At 52.7% G+C, this 17,014-nt stretch carries 17 protein-coding genes; 11 read left to right on the top strand and 6 right to left on the bottom strand.

The annotated features are described in order from the left end of the window. Window positions 1–238 precede the first annotated feature (238 nt). The gene (locus ACSPJT_RS06530; RefSeq protein ID WP_435895563.1) at window positions 239–841 is read left to right on the top strand and encodes a type II secretion system protein; all 603 of its coding nucleotides are present in this window, start codon (window positions 239–241) and stop codon (window positions 839–841) included. Between the two features lie 68 nt (window positions 842–909). On the opposite strand, the gene trmB is transcribed toward ACSPJT_RS06530, so the two are convergent. Further along, the gene (gene trmB / locus ACSPJT_RS06525; RefSeq protein WP_435895562.1) at window positions 910–1,557 is read right to left on the bottom strand and encodes a tRNA (guanosine(46)-N7)-methyltransferase TrmB; all 648 of its coding nucleotides are present in this window, start codon (window positions 1,555–1,557) and stop codon (window positions 910–912) included. Here trmB and ACSPJT_RS06520 point away from each other — a divergent pair. Both ACSPJT_RS06520 and lysA read left to right on the top strand, forming a co-directional pair. Continuing rightward, the gene (locus ACSPJT_RS06520) at window positions 1,542–2,726 is read left to right on the top strand and encodes a serine hydrolase domain-containing protein (RefSeq protein WP_435895561.1); all 1,185 of its coding nucleotides are present in this window, start codon (window positions 1,542–1,544) and stop codon (window positions 2,724–2,726) included. The genes trmB and ACSPJT_RS06520 overlap by 16 nt on opposite strands. A 39-nt stretch (window positions 2,727–2,765) precedes the next feature. Further along, a complete protein-coding gene (gene lysA / locus ACSPJT_RS06515; protein WP_435895560.1) occupies window positions 2,766–4,064 on the top strand; it encodes a diaminopimelate decarboxylase in 1,299 nt (432 codons plus the stop codon). 5 nt (window positions 4,065–4,069) lie between these two features. Here the strand turns inward: lysA and ACSPJT_RS06510 are convergent, their stop codons facing one another. Next, entirely contained in the window at window positions 4,070–4,711 is a 642-nt protein-coding gene (locus tag ACSPJT_RS06510) for a hypothetical protein (protein ID WP_435895559.1), read from the bottom strand. Between the two features lie 272 nt (window positions 4,712–4,983). Here ACSPJT_RS06510 and rpsM point away from each other — a divergent pair, with 272 nt between their 5' ends. The 4 genes from rpsM to ACSPJT_RS06490 all read left to right on the top strand — a co-directional run bounded on the left by rpsM (window position 4,984) and on the right by ACSPJT_RS06490 (window position 7,230). Beyond that, window positions 4,984–5,352, top strand: coding sequence for a 30S ribosomal protein S13 (gene rpsM, locus ACSPJT_RS06505; RefSeq protein ID WP_435895558.1), 369 nt, complete (start codon window positions 4,984–4,986; stop codon window positions 5,350–5,352). A 28-nt stretch (window positions 5,353–5,380) separates the two neighbouring features. Next, window positions 5,381–5,962 (top strand): 30S ribosomal protein S11, encoded by a 582-nt coding sequence (gene rpsK / locus ACSPJT_RS06500; RefSeq protein ID WP_435895557.1) that lies wholly within the window; start codon window positions 5,381–5,383, stop codon window positions 5,960–5,962. A 39-nt stretch (window positions 5,963–6,001) separates the two neighbouring features. Continuing rightward, window positions 6,002–6,613, top strand: coding sequence for a 30S ribosomal protein S4 (gene rpsD / locus ACSPJT_RS06495; protein ID WP_435895556.1), 612 nt, complete (start codon window positions 6,002–6,004; stop codon window positions 6,611–6,613). A 170-nt stretch (window positions 6,614–6,783) separates the two neighbouring features. Beyond that, entirely contained in the window at window positions 6,784–7,230 is a 447-nt protein-coding gene (locus ACSPJT_RS06490) for a host attachment protein (RefSeq protein ID WP_435895555.1), read from the top strand. Window positions 7,231–7,249: 19 nt separating this feature from the next. Here ACSPJT_RS06490 and ACSPJT_RS06485 read toward each other — a convergent pair whose 3' ends face one another. Beyond that, window positions 7,250–8,971: an ABC transporter ATP-binding protein gene (locus ACSPJT_RS06485; protein ID WP_435895554.1), complete on the bottom strand. Its 1,722-nt coding sequence runs from the start codon at window positions 8,969–8,971 to the stop codon at window positions 7,250–7,252. Window positions 8,972–9,132: 161 nt separating this feature from the next. Between ACSPJT_RS06485 and ACSPJT_RS06480 the strand changes: the two genes are divergently transcribed. Together ACSPJT_RS06480 and ACSPJT_RS06475 are read left to right on the top strand one after the other, a co-directional pair. Beyond that, entirely contained in the window at window positions 9,133–9,924 is a 792-nt protein-coding gene (locus tag ACSPJT_RS06480; protein ID WP_435895553.1) for a hypothetical protein, read from the top strand. Between the two features lie 48 nt (window positions 9,925–9,972). Further along, window positions 9,973–10,785 (top strand): hypothetical protein, encoded by an 813-nt coding sequence (locus tag ACSPJT_RS06475; RefSeq protein ID WP_435895552.1) that lies wholly within the window; start codon window positions 9,973–9,975, stop codon window positions 10,783–10,785. A gap of 142 nt (window positions 10,786–10,927) precedes the next feature. Here the strand turns inward: ACSPJT_RS06475 and dnaG are convergent, their stop codons facing one another. After that, a complete protein-coding gene (gene dnaG / locus ACSPJT_RS06470) occupies window positions 10,928–12,757 on the bottom strand; it encodes a DNA primase (protein ID WP_435895551.1) in 1,830 nt (609 codons plus the stop codon). A 123-nt stretch (window positions 12,758–12,880) separates the two neighbouring features. Here dnaG and ACSPJT_RS06465 point away from each other — a divergent pair, with 123 nt between their 5' ends. Together ACSPJT_RS06465 and ACSPJT_RS06460 are read left to right on the top strand one after the other, a co-directional pair. Then, window positions 12,881–13,861 carry a chorismate-binding protein gene (locus ACSPJT_RS06465; RefSeq protein ID WP_435895550.1) on the top strand — a complete coding sequence of 327 codons (981 nt, stop codon included), beginning with the start codon at window positions 12,881–12,883 and terminating at the stop codon, window positions 13,859–13,861. 64 nt (window positions 13,862–13,925) lie between these two features. Beyond that, window positions 13,926–15,299 (top strand): class II fumarate hydratase, encoded by a 1,374-nt coding sequence (locus ACSPJT_RS06460; RefSeq protein ID WP_435895549.1) that lies wholly within the window; start codon window positions 13,926–13,928, stop codon window positions 15,297–15,299. Between the two features lie 13 nt (window positions 15,300–15,312). On the opposite strand, the gene ACSPJT_RS06455 is transcribed toward ACSPJT_RS06460, so the two are convergent. Both ACSPJT_RS06455 and ACSPJT_RS06450 read right to left on the bottom strand, forming a co-directional pair. After that, the gene (locus tag ACSPJT_RS06455; protein WP_435895548.1) at window positions 15,313–16,245 is read right to left on the bottom strand and encodes a sugar phosphate isomerase/epimerase family protein; all 933 of its coding nucleotides are present in this window, start codon (window positions 16,243–16,245) and stop codon (window positions 15,313–15,315) included. Between the two features lie 19 nt (window positions 16,246–16,264). Beyond that, complete coding sequence (locus ACSPJT_RS06450) at window positions 16,265–16,993, bottom strand: L,D-transpeptidase family protein (RefSeq protein WP_435895547.1); 729 nt, start codon at window positions 16,991–16,993, stop codon at window positions 16,265–16,267. Window positions 16,994–17,014 lie beyond the last annotated feature (21 nt).

The raw sequence follows: 17,014 nt of genomic DNA, 5'->3' as shown, positions 1-17,014 counted from the left end.
TGCTCAGGCGAGTGCTATTTATGTATTGTCAATGTAATCTCAATAGTAACTCCGAGGTTGCGCTGAGTCGGGATTTCTGTCTCATTCATAACTCAAAATAATTACCCTGCAAGTGAGTGGCGCGGAGAAATCCTGCCAATCATTTGATTATAATAAACGGAAGAATCCGACAACACATCTGGTTGCAATACACACGTTGCGTAGCCATACTTACCTCATAACAAACCAAACATACCCGATGAAATTACCACATAAAAAATCCAAAGGATTTACACTTGTCGAACTACTCGTCGTGATCGCGATCATTGCCGTGCTGGCTGCACTGTCTACGCCTGCGATCATGAAAGCCCTGCAGAAAGCCAAAATTGTGAAAGCCAAAGGCATTTGCACACAGTTTGAAACGGCCGTGAACAACTTCGAGAACGAGTATAACTACCTGCCATTCGGTAGCGGATCAGTTCCAGACCAAGACAATGACCCGATCAGAAGTGACGATGACGTTGTTGCTGTGCTGGCTGGTGTAGAAAAAGGAGGCGATAAGCAGAACTTCAAAAACATCCGTTTCTTCGAACTCGGAGAACCAAAGGGTGGCAGCGAGGCTAGCTACACTGACGGAATGAAAGTTGATAAGGCCAATGGCACTGCCAAGATCTACGATCCATGGGGCGAGACTTACTACATCGTGTTCGACTATGATCTCGACGGTCAGATTGAGCATCCATTCGACTCGACCAAAGAAGTCGGCGGCAAAAAAGCCATCATGTATAGCTACGGCCCCGACAAAGAAATGGAACCCGGAACACTTACCGGTAAGAACAAAGACAATCCAACTAACTTCTAACGAAAACAGTTAGTCAAATTTACAAACGGCGCGGTGAGAACCGCGTCGTTTTTTTTGTGCGCGTGAGGCTACTTGCCGAAGCGTAGCTGGTGCATCACTTTTCCCTGGCTTTCCCAGAGCTTCTGGAAATCGGTCTTGGGGTAGAAAAATTCATCCGACCCGTTGTCCGCCGTGCCATCGCCCAGCCAAGGCTGGGGATTGAACTCACCGAAGGTTTCCATTTCCTCGCAGACCCACTCGTGATAACCGGGGTGGTCGGTTTTGAAGAGGAACTCTCCCTCTGGTGTTAGGACTTTTTTGAGGCAGCCGAGGAAGTGCTGCTGCACAAGTCGGCGTTTGTGGTGCCGCGCCTTTGGCCAAGGATCAGGGCAGAGCAGGTGCAGGCGACTGACCGATTCTTTTTCTAACAGCCACTCAAGAGTGTAAGAGCTCTCGAGTCTGAGCACCTTGGCGTTTTTTAGTCCGAGGTTGTTGATGGTTCTGCAGACGCCGCGCACGCGTCCCAGCAATCGCTCTACTCCAAGAAAGTTTCGCTCAGGGTAATGTTTCGCCATTTCGATGAGAAAGGTTCCGTCTCCGCAGCCGAGATCGATCTCCAGTGGGAGGTCTGGATTTCCATCGGCAAAAATATCTTGAGCGGAGTGCCTGCGGAAAAAATCATCGGGCATGTATTCGCAGGGTTCGGGTGTGCGGGCGCACTGTGAAACGTCGGACATGGGCGAAGATTGAAGTTTGGAGTTTGAAGTTTGAAGCTTTAAGTTATGAAACCGCTGTGAATGTGACCGAGCTGGAGAAAAGCTTTCAGAAGAATTTTGTCGAGAACAACGAGCTAGGGGCCTCCGTGTCGATTTGGAAAAAGGGCGAGGAGGTGTTTTCTCTGTCGCAAGGTTGGTGTGAGCGTGAGCAAGAACGACCTTGGACTGCAGAGACGCTGGTGCCTTTTTACTCGACGACCAAAGGTCTGGCATCCGCGACGCTTTTACTCCTCATGCACGAGAAGGGGATCATACCTGATGATCTGGTATGCTCTGTCTGGCCGGAATTTCCGGTGAAAGAGGGGACCATTGGCCAATTACTCTCTCATCAACTGGGACTCGCTGCACTGGATGTTGCTGCCAATGTCTGGGACTATGATGCGGTGATTGAGGCGATCGAACATCAGTCGCCAAACTGGCAACCTAGCTCAGCCCACGGCTACCATCCGCGCACTTTTGGGTTTTTGTTAGATGAGTTGGTGCGCCGGATGACGGGCGAATCGCTCGGCCAGATGTGGCGGACCAAAATTGCAGAGCCGCTTGGGCTGGAGGCATGGATCGGTCTGCCTGAGAGCGAATTTCACCGCGTAGCTCGTCTCTATCCGGGCAAGCAAAACAAGGAAGATTTGGAGACAGGTTTCTACCGAGAGCTGCACACGCCTGACTCTCTTGTGAAACGGGCCTTTTCCTCACCGCGCGGATTGCACTCGGTAAGGGAGATGAATGAACCTCGCGCATGGCAGTCCGGGCTTCCTGCGATGGGCGGTATCGGAACTGCACGGGCTGTGGCGAAATTCTATCAGGCGGCATGTGGCGCCATTCCATTTTTCCCCGCAGAAATGATGCCGTGGATACAGGGAGTTCGCAGCAGCGGACACGATCTGATTTTACAAACACAGACGGCCTTTTCCTGCGGATTCCAGCTCGACCCATTGGATAGAGTCGGGCGCAAACAACGTCACCACTATGGTATTTCCAGACGAGCTTTCGGCCATCCGGGAGCAGGAGGGAGTCATGCATTCGGGGATCCAGACTCAGGCCTGTCGTTTTGCTACCTGATGAATCAGATGGAGCTCAGCCCGCTGCCGGGGGCGAAAAGTTTGCGTATGATCGCTGCGATGTACTTGTAGGTGCTTGCATCTTGCGCCGTGCTAGTGCAAAGCAGCGCCATGCATTCCTTTCACTATCAGAACGCCTCGCTGCACTGCGAAGATGTCGATCTTGCCAAACTGGCTGATGAGCATGGAACTCCAGCCTACGTTTACAGCGCAAATACTATCCGAGATCACTATCGCCGACTCGATCAGGCGCTCGCTGATATCGACCACGGTATCGAATACGCCGTGAAGGCAAACTCCAATCTCTCAGTGCTCAAACTGTTAGTGGAGGAAGGTAGCGGTTTTGACATCGTCTCCGGTGGAGAACTGCGCCGGGTGATCGAAGCCGGTGGCGATGCCGCCAAGTGCACCTTTGCTGGCGTCGGTAAGACTCGCGAGGAAATTGAATACGCACTGCGCGAAGGCATCTACTGCTTCAATGCCGAGAGTGAAGAGGAAGTCGTCTTCATTAACACCGTCGCCGGAGAAATGGGAGTCAAGGCTCCAGTCGCTTACCGCGTGAATCCGAATGTCGATGCCAAGACTCACAAATATATCTCTACCGGCAAATCCGAGAACAAGTTCGGTGTCGACTTTGCTGTGATCGAGGACGCATACGCCCGTGCCGCTGCATTGCCAAATATCACCCTGCGTGGACTTCAGATGCACATCGGTTCCCAACTCACATCACTGCAGCCATTCATCGAGGCCGTGGAAAAGGTTGCACCGCTGGCAACCAAGCTGAAGGAAACCTACGGCATCGAGTTTTTCTCCATTGGTGGAGGTGTAGGCATCGTCTACGATCCAGCTCTCGAATCAGGCAAACCCGAATGGTGGTCTGGCCAGGAAGAAGGCCACAAGCCCCTCACCATCGAGCAATATGCGGCCGGTGTGGTGCCAGTTCTGAAGCAGACAGGTTTGAAAATTCTCCTCGAGCCCGGTCGCTACATCGTGGGCAATGCCGGCGTGCTGCTGACTCGCTGCCTTTATGAGAAAAAGGGATCTGCCAAGACCTTCCGCATTGTCGATGCCGGTATGAACGATCTGATCCGCCCCGCACTTTACGAAGGTCATCACGACATTGTGCCGCTCAAGGAACCTTCTGCTGACACTGGTGTCAGTGCTGTCGATGTCGTCGGACCTGTTTGCGAGACTGGTGACTTCTTCTGCCAGAACCGGGAACTGCCGAACTTTGCCCCCGGCGAGGCCATTGCGCTGCTCAGTGCCGGTGCTTACGGCTTTGTCATGGCATCGAACTACAACTCTCGCGGACTTCCGGTCGAAATCCTGGTGGACGGTGAGCAAGCCAAAGTCATTCGCCCGCGCCAGACGATGGATGACATCCTCGCCAGCGAAAAGGCCGCGCTCTAAGAGGTTTATTTTCCTGCCGCCGCGTGCTGATCACATTCTGGGCCACAAACGTGTGGTGCGTTTGGATTTGCACGCCGCTCCAGTATATCAAGAGCCATCTTCTGCTCGGGGGCATCCTCAGGCCACGAATGAATCCACGCGGTCAGCTCGGAGTCGGAGGTGGCCGGCGTGTTTGAGACCACAGCCATCCGAGCGACCGAGCGAACCTTGGAATCGGTGAGTAGATCGGCCTTTTCCTTGGCAGCAGCCGGATCGCTTTTCACCCACTGGGCAAAAACCGTGCGCAGGGTGGATAATCGTCTGGGGCTGTTCGGAGCTGATGTCAGGAAATCGACAACTTTGTCCGGTTGTCCTACGGATGCCATGACGGCCCCCTTCATGACTTCGATCTCCTCAAGCACAGTCGCCGAACTGCTTTGGCTCGGCCAGTCCTTGTGGGCTTCGAGAAATACCTCGGTGATTTCTTCATTAGCCACTGAACTCGATGGATCTTCCGCGGCTGGAGAAGCATGCTTGTTTGCAGCAAGGGAGGGGGATGACTTGTCAGATGCATCAGAACTACTTTCGGTGCTAGCTGAGTCCTTTTTCTCGCAACTGATGAGTAAACAGCCTGATGCCAGCGCAGAAATCGTCCAATGAGTCTTCATATATCCATTACGCTATGCAAAATAGCGGCCCATAGGCAAAGACCAAATGTCCGAGTCGGGCGATCTTTGACGGGAGCTTAAGGTCGCCAACGGTGTAACTGGTTAATATAAAGGCAAAAATCCTCAGTTCTCACTTGCCAGAGCGGTGATCTCTGCTAAATACGCCGTCCCGCGCGGCGCGCAGGAACATCTTTTTGATTATCATCTCACGGGCAATTCCGTGGAATGAGCGCGCCACACATCACATTAACCCATCCAGAAAACACAGGATTATGGCACGTATCTTCGGTATTGAAATCCCGAACGAGAAGCGAATCGAAGCTTCTCTTCCCTACATCTATGGCGTTGGTCCTCAGACCGCCAAGCGCCTTCTCGAACAAGCAGGAGTGGATCCAGACATCCGCACCGGTAAGCTTACCGAGGAGCAGCTTGTTAAAATCGCTCAAGTAATCACCTCCGAGGGCATCCTCATTGAAGGTGACCTTCGTCGTGAAAAGCAGGCCGCTATGAAGCGCCTGACTTCTATTAACTGCTACCGCGGTATCCGTCACCGAGTCGGTCTTCCCGTTCGTGGCCAGCGCACCAGCACTAACGCCCGTACCCGCAAAGGTAAGAAACGCACCGTCGGTGTGAAGAAGTAATTACCAGCCTACTAACTAATTCATTATTATGTCTGAAGAAGAAATCAAAGACGACGCAGTGGAAACACCTGCAGCCGATGCCGCTCCTGCCAAGGAAGAAGCCACAGCTGAAACTCCTGCTGCCACCGAAGCTCCCGCCGCTACTGAAGAAGCAGCCGCTGAGGAAGCACCTAAAGCCCCTGAGAAAAAGCGCGACATTTTCGCCGAGATCGCAGGTGGTGAGGAAGAGCAAATCCGCATCCACAAGGCCAAGAAAAGCAAGAACGTCACCTCCGGTATCGTTCACATCACCGCAACTTTCAACAACACTCTGGTTAGTGTGACCGATCACTCCGGTAACTCCATCGGTTGGTCAAGCGCTGGTAAAATGGGCTTCAAGGGATCTCGTAAGAGCACCGCTTATGCCGCTCAGGTTGTGTCTCAGGACGCATGCCGCCAGGCAATGAGCCACGGTTTCAAGGAAGCCGAAGTTCGCGTTAAGGGACCTGGTTCCGGACGTGAATCCGCCGTTCGTGCCGTGCAAGGCCTCGGAATCAACATCACTGCCATCAAGGACGTGACTCCGATCCCTCACAACGGTTGCCGCCCTAAGAAAGCACGACGCGTGTAATTCAGCACATTTTACTAACTCTCTAACTAATTTTATATCATGGCTCGTTACACTGGCCCTAAAGACAAAATCAGCCGTCGCTTTGGCGTCGCACTATTCGGCCCTTCCAAGGCTCTCGAACGTCGCAACTTCCCACCCGGTCAACACGGCGTTCGCGCTGGTCGCCGCAAGAAGTCCGACTACGCAGTCGCCCTCGGCGAGAAGCAGAAGCTCCGTTTCCAATACGGTGTTCTCGAAAAGCAATTCCGCCTCTACTACGCAGAAGCAAGCCGTCGCCGCGGAATTACCGGTGATCTTCTTCTCCAGATCCTCGAACTGCGTCTCGACAACGTTTGCTACCGCCTCGGCCTCGGCAACACCCGTTCCGCAGCACGTCAGCTCGTTAACCACGGTCACATCGAGGTCAACGGCAAGCGTGTCGACATCCCAAGCTACCAGTGCAAACCTGGTGACGTGATCTCCGTGCAGGACAAAGCCAGCTCACAGCAGCTCGGCCTCCGCTACATGGACCTCACCCAAGCTGTGCCACTTAAAGATTGGCTCGAGCTTGATCGCACAGCGATGAAAGGCACCATCACCCGCGTTCCTGAGAACGATGACATGGACTCCCAAGTCAACGTCCAGCTGGTGGTCGAACTTTACTCACGTTAATCGACCTAGCAACAACTTCAAAAACGGCGGTTCACTGCGGTGGCCGCCGTTTTTTTGTAACCCAGTCTATCAGCTGCTGTTCAGGTATTTTCACGAGTTATCAGTGGTTGCAGCGGGAATTGGCAAAAAATCTTTTGCAATTTGCCAGTCTGGTTTAGTGTGGCAACTGTATGAAAAAATTACTTATCATCACAGACCTCGGACAAGTTCGCGCATTGCATTTCAAAATGGCGGGCGATGATCCCATTGAAAAAGATCACCTCGTAGAGCTCGAAGAGCATGACGTCGCCACGCCTGTAGGGGCTTCCACCACCGACAAAGCCGGCAAATTCAATCGCGGTTTTGCCGCCGGGGCTGGCAACGCACTCTCTCATGCCTCACGGGGAAATTTGGAAGGGGAGATGGAAAAACGCACCATCGAGCAGGTGGTCGAGGACATCGCCGTGATTGCGAAACAGCAGTCCGCCGACCAACTGGTAATCGCAGCGCCGAAAAGTATTCTTAACCGATTGACGGAGCAATTGGCATCGAAGTCAAATGCCCAGCTTGTTGAAACTTTGGGAGTCGACTTGGTAAAAGAGCCACTGGCAGCGCTGGAGAAGCGCTTCCTTAACTAAACCGCTTTGGTGAGTGGCGCTATTCTTCCAAGAATGATCTCTTGGAAAGAGTAGCGTACTTTCCGCCAAGTTTGATTAGCTCAGTGTGGGTTCCGCTTTCGATGACGCGGCCTTTTTCTAACACGTGGATTACGTCGGCATTACGAATAGTCGATAGGCGGTGTGCGATCACGAAGGCTGTGCGGTTCTCCATCAGTCGATCGAGCGCTTGCTGAATCAGCATCTCGGTTTGACTGTCCACGGATGCAGTAGCCTCATCTAACAAAAGTATGGGAGGGTTCTTTAGCAAGGCCCTGGCGATGGAGAGTCTCTGTCGCTCACCACCGGACAGTTTCACTCCACGTTCACCGACCACGGTGTCCAGCCCTTCAGGCAGCGCGCGTACGAAATCATCCGCATTTGCCGCAGCCAAGGCTTCCCACATCGCCTCGTCGCTGGCGTCACGCTGCGCAAGGTAAAGATTCTCGCGCACTGGGCCGTTGAACAAAAACGGATCCTGAGTGACGTAGCCGATGGCCGACCGCAGCGAGGCCTTGTTAGTCTGGTTCAGCTCCGCGCCATCGATTGTGATCGAGCCCTTATCGTATTCGTAAAATCGGCAGAGCAAATTGACGATGGTGGATTTTCCCGCACCAGTCGAACCGACCAGTGCGATCGTCTGCCCTGGTTTTGCTTCCAGACTGACGCCGTGCAAAATCCCGTCGTCGCCATAGGAAAAACTAAGGTCCGTGATTTTAACATGACCACGCAGCGGAGTGGGGAGTGGCTTGCCGTCGGTGGCGTGAACTTCATCGTCCTCGTCAAGAATGGTGAAGACGCGCTCGGCTGCAGCGCGGGACGATTGAGTCATTTGATTCAGCTGGTGCAGTCGTGTGATCGGATCATACAGCGCCCAGATGATAGTGAAGAATTCTAACAGAACATCAGAACCCATCCTGCCGTTGTGGATTTCCCAAGCTCCCACACCCAGCACCAGCGTGTAACCGATCGAGTTAAAGAAACTCATGCTCGGTGAGTATAGCGCCCACGCTTTCATCACAGTGAGGTTGGCATCGCGCACACGGCCGGAGGTTTCATTGAAGCTTTTGTGCTCCTCGTCTTCAGCTGCGTAGGATTTGATTTGGCGGATGCCGGCGATGTTGTCGTGTAGCATCGCGTTCATTTCACCGGTCGCCTTGCGCACAATCCGATATCGGCTGGCGGCATGGCGGGTGTAGAGCCAGGCACCGAGCATAAGTAGCGGAATGGGAGCCAGCGCGGAGAGCGCCAAGATAGGGGATCGAGTCACCAAAAAGATGGTAACAATGAGAATTTGCAAAACGGCGATCAGTCCCTGCTCGATGCCATCAATGAGCACCCGTTCCATTTGTGGCACATCCTCGGCCACGCGGGTCATGATGTCACCGGTGCGGCGCTCATCGAACCACTTCAATCGCAGACGCTGGAGTTTGTTGTATAGCTCCGAGCGGAGGTCGTAGACCGCCTTTTGCTCAAAGGTATTATTGATCAGAATCCTCAGAAAATTGAAAAAATCGCGGGCAAAAAATGCCACCACCACCACGATCATGAACGGCAGCAGGGAGCCGATTTCCCCATTATCAATGACTTCACGCTTCACACGGCCGGTCATCATAGGGAACGCCAGCAGCATCAGGGTCATCAGAACAGCGCAGACGAGCTGGGCGGTGGCGAGGCGCGGATACTTGCCGAGATAGGAGAAAATACGGAGAATGGTCTTCATTGCGGAGGGCCCTTTTGTTCGCTTAGGACACTGACGATGTAAAGACAAGGATGAGGAAGATGAAAATTGGGCAAATTTGAGGTTGCCGTGAGGCCCCCTAAAGCACTAGTTTAACTTTAACACATCGAAAACCCACGATCCCAACACACTAACCTACGATTATGTCAAAAGTATTTGGAACCATCGCAGCAGTCCTCCTCGCTGCGGCAGCCTTTGTTGCATTTAAAAACAAAGAGGCTTACGAACAGGAAATCGCCACTAACAAGACCGCTGAAAAACTGAAAGATTCCACTGAAAAGGAACTCTCTAAGGAGCAGAAGCGCCTAGTTGATGCCGAAGCCGTCAAGAAAGAGAAACTTGCTGCTGCTGAAGAAGTGCAGAAGGAACTCGATGAAGTGACCGAGCGCTATGAACTCGCTAAGAAGAAAGTCGAATCTCTCAAGGAAGAGCACGCTAACAACGAAACCGAGATCACAAGTGCCAATGACATTCTCAAAGAACTTCCTGATCCCAAGGAGCTGATCCCTAAAGTCAAGCGCATGCAAGCACAGCTCACCGCTGCCCAAGGCGAGATCTCTACTAACGAGGCCACATTGGCAAACTTGATTCAGCGTGATAAGAACGCCAAAGCAAGAATCGCCGCGACTCGCAAACTGATCGATCTGCAGAGCACCGGAAAATCATTCCCGTCACTACGCACCCGCATCAGCTCCATCTACCGTAACTGGGGATTTGTGATTCTCTCCGCTGGAGATAAAGAAGGTGTAGTTGCTGATTCCACACTTGACGTCATCCGTGATGGTGAGACCGTGGCCAAGCTTAAGGTCACAGCCGTTGAAGCCGGTCGTGCATCTGCCGATATCATTCTCGATTCCGTTGGGCCGGGTGTCACACTTCAAGCTGGCGACACTGTTGTCGCAGAGCGCGAAGCAGCCGAGGCTCCCAAGGAGTAGTCCCACACAATCGTCTAACCATTTTACACCACACCTACTTTTAAGACTATGAAAGCTATACTTTATGTCCTCGCCATCGTCGCCATCGGAGCCGGCGGTTGGTTTTCCTACGACAGCATGAACAAGTTCCAGAATCTCCAGGACGCCCGTAAGGAACTGGATTCACAGAACGAAGCTCGTAAGGCCAATATCAAGCAGACCAAGAAAGACGCCGTTGCCATGGAGGCAGAGCGTGAAGCAGCTAAGAAGAAGCTCGCTGAAACCGAAGCTAACCGCGACAACGCAGTAAGTAACGAGAAGCTGGCGAAAAAAGAAGCCGCTTCCTGGAACAGCAAGATTGCTGAGCAGAAGGAAAAACTTGAAGAGATCCAAAACCTCATCACTCAGATAAAGAAAACCTTTGCAGAGCAGCTGGGCGGAAACGTTGAACTCAATCAAATCCCCGGTCTTGTGAAGCAGCTTGAGGACGAACTCAAGAAGGCGAACAAAGATCTGGAAGAGCTCAACAGTAACGTCGAAGTGGCTGAAAGCCGCGTGGCAAGTGGTGAAGCTCAGATTGAAAACCTCAACGAGCGTATCGCCAAGCGTGCAAGTCGTATTAGCGGTAACTCCGCTGAAGGTCACATCACCGCCGTCAATCACGACTGGGGTTTTGTCTCCGTCAGTGTTCCAAGTAACATGCCTATCACCAGCGCTTCCAAGCTGATGGTCAAGCGTGGCAGCAGCTACATCGGCAAGCTCAAGATCAATGCGATCGAAGGCACCCGTATCATTGCTGACATCGACTACCAAAGCATGACACCTGGCATGGTTGTTCAGCCTGGCGATCACGTTGTGCTCACCAAGCCAGTGACCAACTAAGTCGGCTTATAGACTAACCAATTTCCAAGACGGAGTCCGTAAGGGCTCCGTTTTTTTTGTAGGACGAGTTTGTAACTCGTCGATTAGCTTGGTGAAAGTATTGTGCTGTGATTGGCGACAAGTTACAATCTTGTCCTGCTTTCTAACGAATAAACCGTTGCTGCAGGTTCTTCAAAATATCCTGCAAATCCTTCGCCTGATTCATCAGCGCAATCATCTCTTCCGGGCCGAGGTTGGGCTCGCGGAGACGGGCGCGGATGGCAGACTCCTTATTCTGAAAATGGGTGCTAACCAGCATCGCCGTGGTTTCTTCGGCTGCTCTAACAGGTTGCTCGGGTGGGTCCTGAGTCAGGCTGCCACGTAATGCCATTTGATCCTCATCACTGAGCGAACTGATAAACATCTGAATAGCCGCAGGCTTTTCAGGATCCGGGCACTTGCTGAGAATATTGCGTAAGATCGAGCCCCCTGGCAGAGAGGCTAAGGGATCGATCAGAGACTCAAGTTGCTCTCCCAGCCAGTCTTGGGCCTCTTGTGAAGTCAGTGCGAGATGGCAGAGGTATGAAACCGAGCCATTGATCGGTGTGGGCATGGTCTTCGGTGCAACGTCCTGTTGCTGGTCGTCCTTCGCGCTTTGACGTGTTTCGTAAAATTGACTGCGGCTCTTCTGTTTCTCAGCCTGGACAACTCCGCCGCGAAGTTCTTCGGCTCCTAGTCCGAGGCGAGTGGCGACCATGTTGATCAGCGCGTCTTTAGTCATCTTGTCTTCAACGTGGGCGACCAAAATCGCGAGTTCATTGGCCAGTGCAGCTCGTTCTCTGACAGATGTTAGATCACGTTTATGGGTTTCGCGCTCCAGTTTGACTTCAAAGTAATCGCGTGCGTTTTCCACAAGCTCGCGGAATGCTTCCGTGCCCTGTTTCTTCATCAATGAATCAGGATCCTCACCCTCAGGCATGGCGATCATGCGAAGATGCATTCCTTCTGCGGACATGATGGCGAAGGCTTTGTCCGCTGCTTTCGCTCCCGCACCATCGGCATCAAAACACAGCACCACATCATTGGTGTATCGTTTCAGGAGTCGCGCGTGCTCTGGTGTGCAGGCAGTTCCTAGCGTGGCAATGGCGCTGGTGATTCCCGCCTCATGGCAGGCGATCACATCGATCTGTCCTTCGCAGAGGAGAGCAAATTTGTCCTTGGTCATCGAGCGCCGTGCTCGGTCGAGTGCGAAGAAGACCTTGGACTTTTTAAACAGCATCGTCTCCGGAGAGTTGATGTATTTGCCACTGCGCGGATCCTCGCGCAGCTGTCTGCCACTGAAGCCGATGATGTCTCCGTAGTCGTTGAGAATAGGAAACATCAGTCGGTCGCGGAACCGCACGTAAAGACCGCCAGCGTCCTTTTGTAAGGCGATTCCACTGTCGCATAATTCTCTGCCAGTGTATTTTTGCGCTCTGGCCCAGTCGAGATAGGTGTTCTGATTGTTAGGCATCCAGCCAATCATCCACCTCTCCGCCATACCTCTGCCGTATCCTCGGGATTTGAGGTAATCACGGGCGTGTTGAGCCTCTGGAGCAGCCATCAACTGCTCGTGCATGAATTTGGCGGTGCCATTATGGAGTTCTAGCAGTCTGGACTTTTTCCGTCGGCGCTTGTCGGCTTCTGGATCGTATGCGTCCTCTTGAATGAGGACTCCGGCACGGGTGGCGAGTTTTTTGACCGCATCAGGGAATGGTAGGTTCTCGTAGGCCATGACAAAGCCAATGGCACTACCACCTTCACCACAGCCAAAGCAGTGGTATGATTGGCGTGATGGGTTGACCATAAACGAGGGAGTTTTCTCGTTATGGAAAGGGCAGTTGGCCTTGAAATTCGAGCCGGCCCGTTTCAAGGGCAAGTAGGATCCCACCAAATCCACAATGTCTGTGGCGGCGAGGATTTGCTCGATGGTTTCTTCAGGAATGCGGCCCACGTGATCTTTTTATGTTCCAAATGATAAATACCAAATACCAAATTCACCACGCGGCAAAATAATCTTGGAACCTCTCTCCGTCGGCTGTTCACTGTGGGGGTGCAAGATCAAGCTGTGGCGTTTATGAGAGCTGGGGATGGCCCCTATGTGGTGGGTCTGGGACCTTTTGAAAGTCAGGCAAGCGCCCCGGAATCCGGCACAGCTTTTTACTGCAACGACTTCACCCTGTCCGATCCCCAACCGTGGAAAATTCCATCTGAGGTGAGGGAAGTCGAGTCGCTTGTTGAGGTGGGGCTGGAGTCATCGCATGTTGAGGTGGATTGGCAGGAACTGGAGCCGGATGGCTTCGCGAAAGTGTTCGCCGAGATCAATGAAATGATCAGTCGAGGGGTGATTGAAAAATCAGTTCCAGTGGCCACTGAGCACGGCGTGATCAATGCTGCACACGGTAACTGTTTGATGGGAAATCTCGCTTCGCTGGGATCGCCATTCTACAGCTACGGTTGGTCAGACGGGAGCCGTGGATTCTGTGGAGGAACTCCGGAATTACTGTTTGAACTCGACGGCCGAAAACTCTCGACGATGGCGCTGGCTGGGACGGCTAAGGCGGACGAGCGCGAGGTTTTCGCCGTCGATGGGAAAGAGATTCGCGAACACGAATTTGTCGCTCAGACATTGGTGGCGAAGCTTTCAGATATCGGGAGTGTGACTCGCGCAGAGCGAGCCATCATGGACTTGGGGCAGCTGGTGCATTTTCACACATCGATCGAAGTCGAGCTCTTTGCCAGTCGTGGCGTGGATGAATTAATCCGGCGACTGCATCCCACTCCCGCTCTCGGACCTCTTCCGCGCACAGCGGAAACTTTGCACATGCTTGCTGACTGGCGAGCACGGATGGACTGCCCTGCCTATTTCGGGGCACCATTCGGATTGCTTAAAAACGGTGAATTTCGCGCAGTGGTTGCCATTCGTGGTATTCACTGGGAGGGGGCGGATGTTGCCATCCCATCAGGCTGCGGTGTCATCGAGGCTTCTCGACTGGTCAACGAATGGCGTGAGCTAAGGCTAAAGCGCGAGGCCGTGAAGGCTGCTTTAAGTTTGTAAGCCACAGTCGGAATTCATAAATCTGCCTACTGGCATTTCCAGCTACCCGTGTTAGGCTTGGCCAATGCGTAAAGTTCACGATTCAATGGGCGAGCTGGAACTCCCTGACGACACTCTCTACGGAGCATCCACTCAACGAGCGGTTGATAATTTTCCCGTCAGTGGGCATCGGATGCCTCAGCTTTTTATTGAGAGTCTGGGCCAGCTGAAGCTCGTCTGTGCCGAGGTAAATTTCCAGTTAGGACTACTCGACGAAGAACGTTGTGAGTTGATTAAGTTGGCGGCCATGGAGGTGGCAGAGGGAAAGTTGATGGATCACTTTCCGGTGGATGTGTTCCAGACAGGCTCGGGTACATCGACCAACATGAATGCAAATGAGGTCATCGCCACACGCGCGATGCAGCTCTCAGGGACCGACATTGAAATTCACCCCAACGACCATGTTAATCTAGGGCAATCATCCAATGATGTCATGCCGACTGCCCTGCATTTGAGCATCTGTCAGGCACTCGACGGTCATCTCAAACCGGCGTTGAGGCAACTGAATGAATCCTTGGCCAATAAGGCAGATGAATTCTGGGAAGTCGTGAAAATTGGCCGAACCCACACCATGGACGCCGTGCCGATCACTCTGGGGCAAGAGTTCTCCGGTTATGCCTCACAGATTGCAAAAGCGTTTTCGCGTGTGGAAATGGCAGTGGATGCTTTGGAGGAGCTGGCGATCGGAGGCACCGCAGTGGGCACCGGCCTCAATACACATTCTGATTTTGCTAAAAACGTAGTGTCCACTCTCAATGAGGTGACACGATTTAATTTTCGCCAAGCCGATAACCACTTTGAGGCGCAAGCAGGCCGGGACGATGTGGTAGAGGTGGCAGGTTATCTCAACGTGATCGCTGCAAGTGTGACGAAAATTGCCAATGACCTGCGCTTGTTAGGTTCTGGTCCCCGCAGTGGTTTAGGTGAAATTTCTCTGCCGGCCGTTCAACCAGGATCTTCAATCATGCCCGGAAAAGTCAATCCGGTGATGTGTGAGATGATGGTTCAAGTTGGGCATTACGTGCAGGGGCTCTGTGTGACCGTGGCGGGCTGCGGTCGCGAAGGCCAATTCGAACTCAACACCACCATTCCTTTGCTCGCCTACAGTCTTCACGAAATGATCAACAGCCTAGCCAACGGTGTGAAATTGTTCGCGGAAAAGTGTGTCGATGGTATTCAAGTAAATGCGGAGCGCTGCACAGAGCTAGTCCAGCGCTCTCTAATGTTGGTCACCGCACTAACTCCGGCACTGGGTTATGAACGAGCGGCAAAAGTGGCTAAAAAGGCGCACGTGGAAGGTCTGTCTTTGAAAGAAGTCGTGCTGGCCGAGGGTTTGATGAGTGAAGCCGAAGTCGAAGAGGCGCTGGACCCAACGAAGATGACCAAGTTAGCAGACTAAAATTTTCGCTCGGCTAACCTTGCAGCGTTTCTGGATAAGCGGCTTTCCAGACGCTTAAGGCTTGCTTGATCTGATCCGCCTTTCGGGTCGGGCTCAATTCCCAGACCAAGGGTTTCTTTGGATCAATGTGACGCAGGAGTTTCTTAAAATCGAGTTCACCGGTGAGTGGCACGCGGTGGTCGCGTTCTGGCCAATAGACATCGTGAACATGGCACCCGATCAGATAGGGGGCCATCTTACCGAGCCATTGATCATGGTCTAACAGACCTAGGTTGTGTTTGAGCTGAACATGACCGAAATCGTGCCAGTATCCGATCCACGGATTGTCTTTGAAGTGCTCTTGCAGGCGTACCATTTCACTTTCGCTTGGCACATCTTCGAAACGACTGCGTGACTCGACAGCGAGAGGGATTTGCAGTTCCGCAGCTTTTTCAGAGAGTTGTTCCAGCGCCTCTATCGCGCGCTGGAAATAGAGCGGAGCAATTTTTTCGCGCTTTTTGACGAAGTCGAGTTTCGCTTTGGCAAATTCAGGAGTCAGCTGTTGGCCATCTTTCACCATAGCTGTAAGGCGTTTAGTCCACTTTTTTGAGGGCATGGGAACGGAGCCCATGTGCATGACCACATACTTCGCCTTAAACTCGGCTGCAAGTTCGAGAGTCTTGATAGTCATCTCCATCGCCCGTTGTCGATCGTAGGGACGGTGGGAGCTGAACTCGTAGGCGTCTGGTGCGTCGATCATCACCTCCACCGGAGAAGGGAAGTAGTTGTGAACTCCTGAACAGCGAAATTTCCCCGCACGATACGCCTTTTGAATGCCTGGCAGCTTGCTGATGGTCATGCCGTGACTAAGCTCCATGGTGTCGAAGCCTAGACTCAGAATCTCGTCAATAATGTCATCGCCCTCAGGGTGGCGAGCATTGTTCCAGCAGGTTGAAAATGATAACATGGGACAGGGCCAATAAATCTTACGGAAGCTTCCAAGCACTCCGTAGCTGCTGGTATTCGTTCTGCGGTAGAAGAATGTAGACTGGGTTTTTCTTAGGATCGACTTGGGCGATCAATTGTTTCAGCTGGTTTTCCGACATAGTGGTGCAGCCTGCTGTGGATTTGCTACCGCCTCCACGCCAGATGTGAAAGAAGATGGCGGAGCCGAGTCCGGGCACTGGTTTACCACCTAGGATGGCGTCGTTGTGAGCGATGTAGAGCTTCAGTGAGTGGGCGTGATCGTTCTGGCGCATTTGGGCCTTCTTCTCCCAGCTGGATGATGGGGTGTGACCAAGCACAATATGTCGATTGTAATGTGGTGAGTTACGATCTTCTACCCAGAGATCCCGAGTGGTTACTTTGCGGTATGTTAGTGCAGGGTGTTTGCGGATCTGGTCGGCGTATCCGTAAGCTCCGCCTAGTTTGAAAATACCAGCTGGTGCACGTTTGTCGCCTTCGCGCTTCCGGGGGGCGGCTGACTGGATGTTGGGGTGGATGCCATAACCCCATGCGAGGCCATTACCTCCAAGGCGTCCTTTCCATGCCGCGCCGACCGGCTGCCATGCATTACCTTGTTTTTCGTAGATCCGTAGGGTGACGTGCGATGAGTTCCAACCACTTGAAACACCGACAATCGCTTGATTACAATTTCGTGGGACCTGAGCGCAAAGGCTGGCACAGCCGAGTAACAGAAGTAGAAAACATTTCATGTCTGCAGACTAATCCGAAAA

This window comes from Oceaniferula spumae, assembly GCF_042849255.1.
In the GTDB taxonomy this organism is placed as follows: Bacteria; Verrucomicrobiota; Verrucomicrobiia; order Verrucomicrobiales; family Akkermansiaceae; genus Oceaniferula; species Oceaniferula spumae.
Note: the sequence above shows the minus strand (reverse complement) of the source record. Positions and strands in the feature narration are given on the sequence as shown.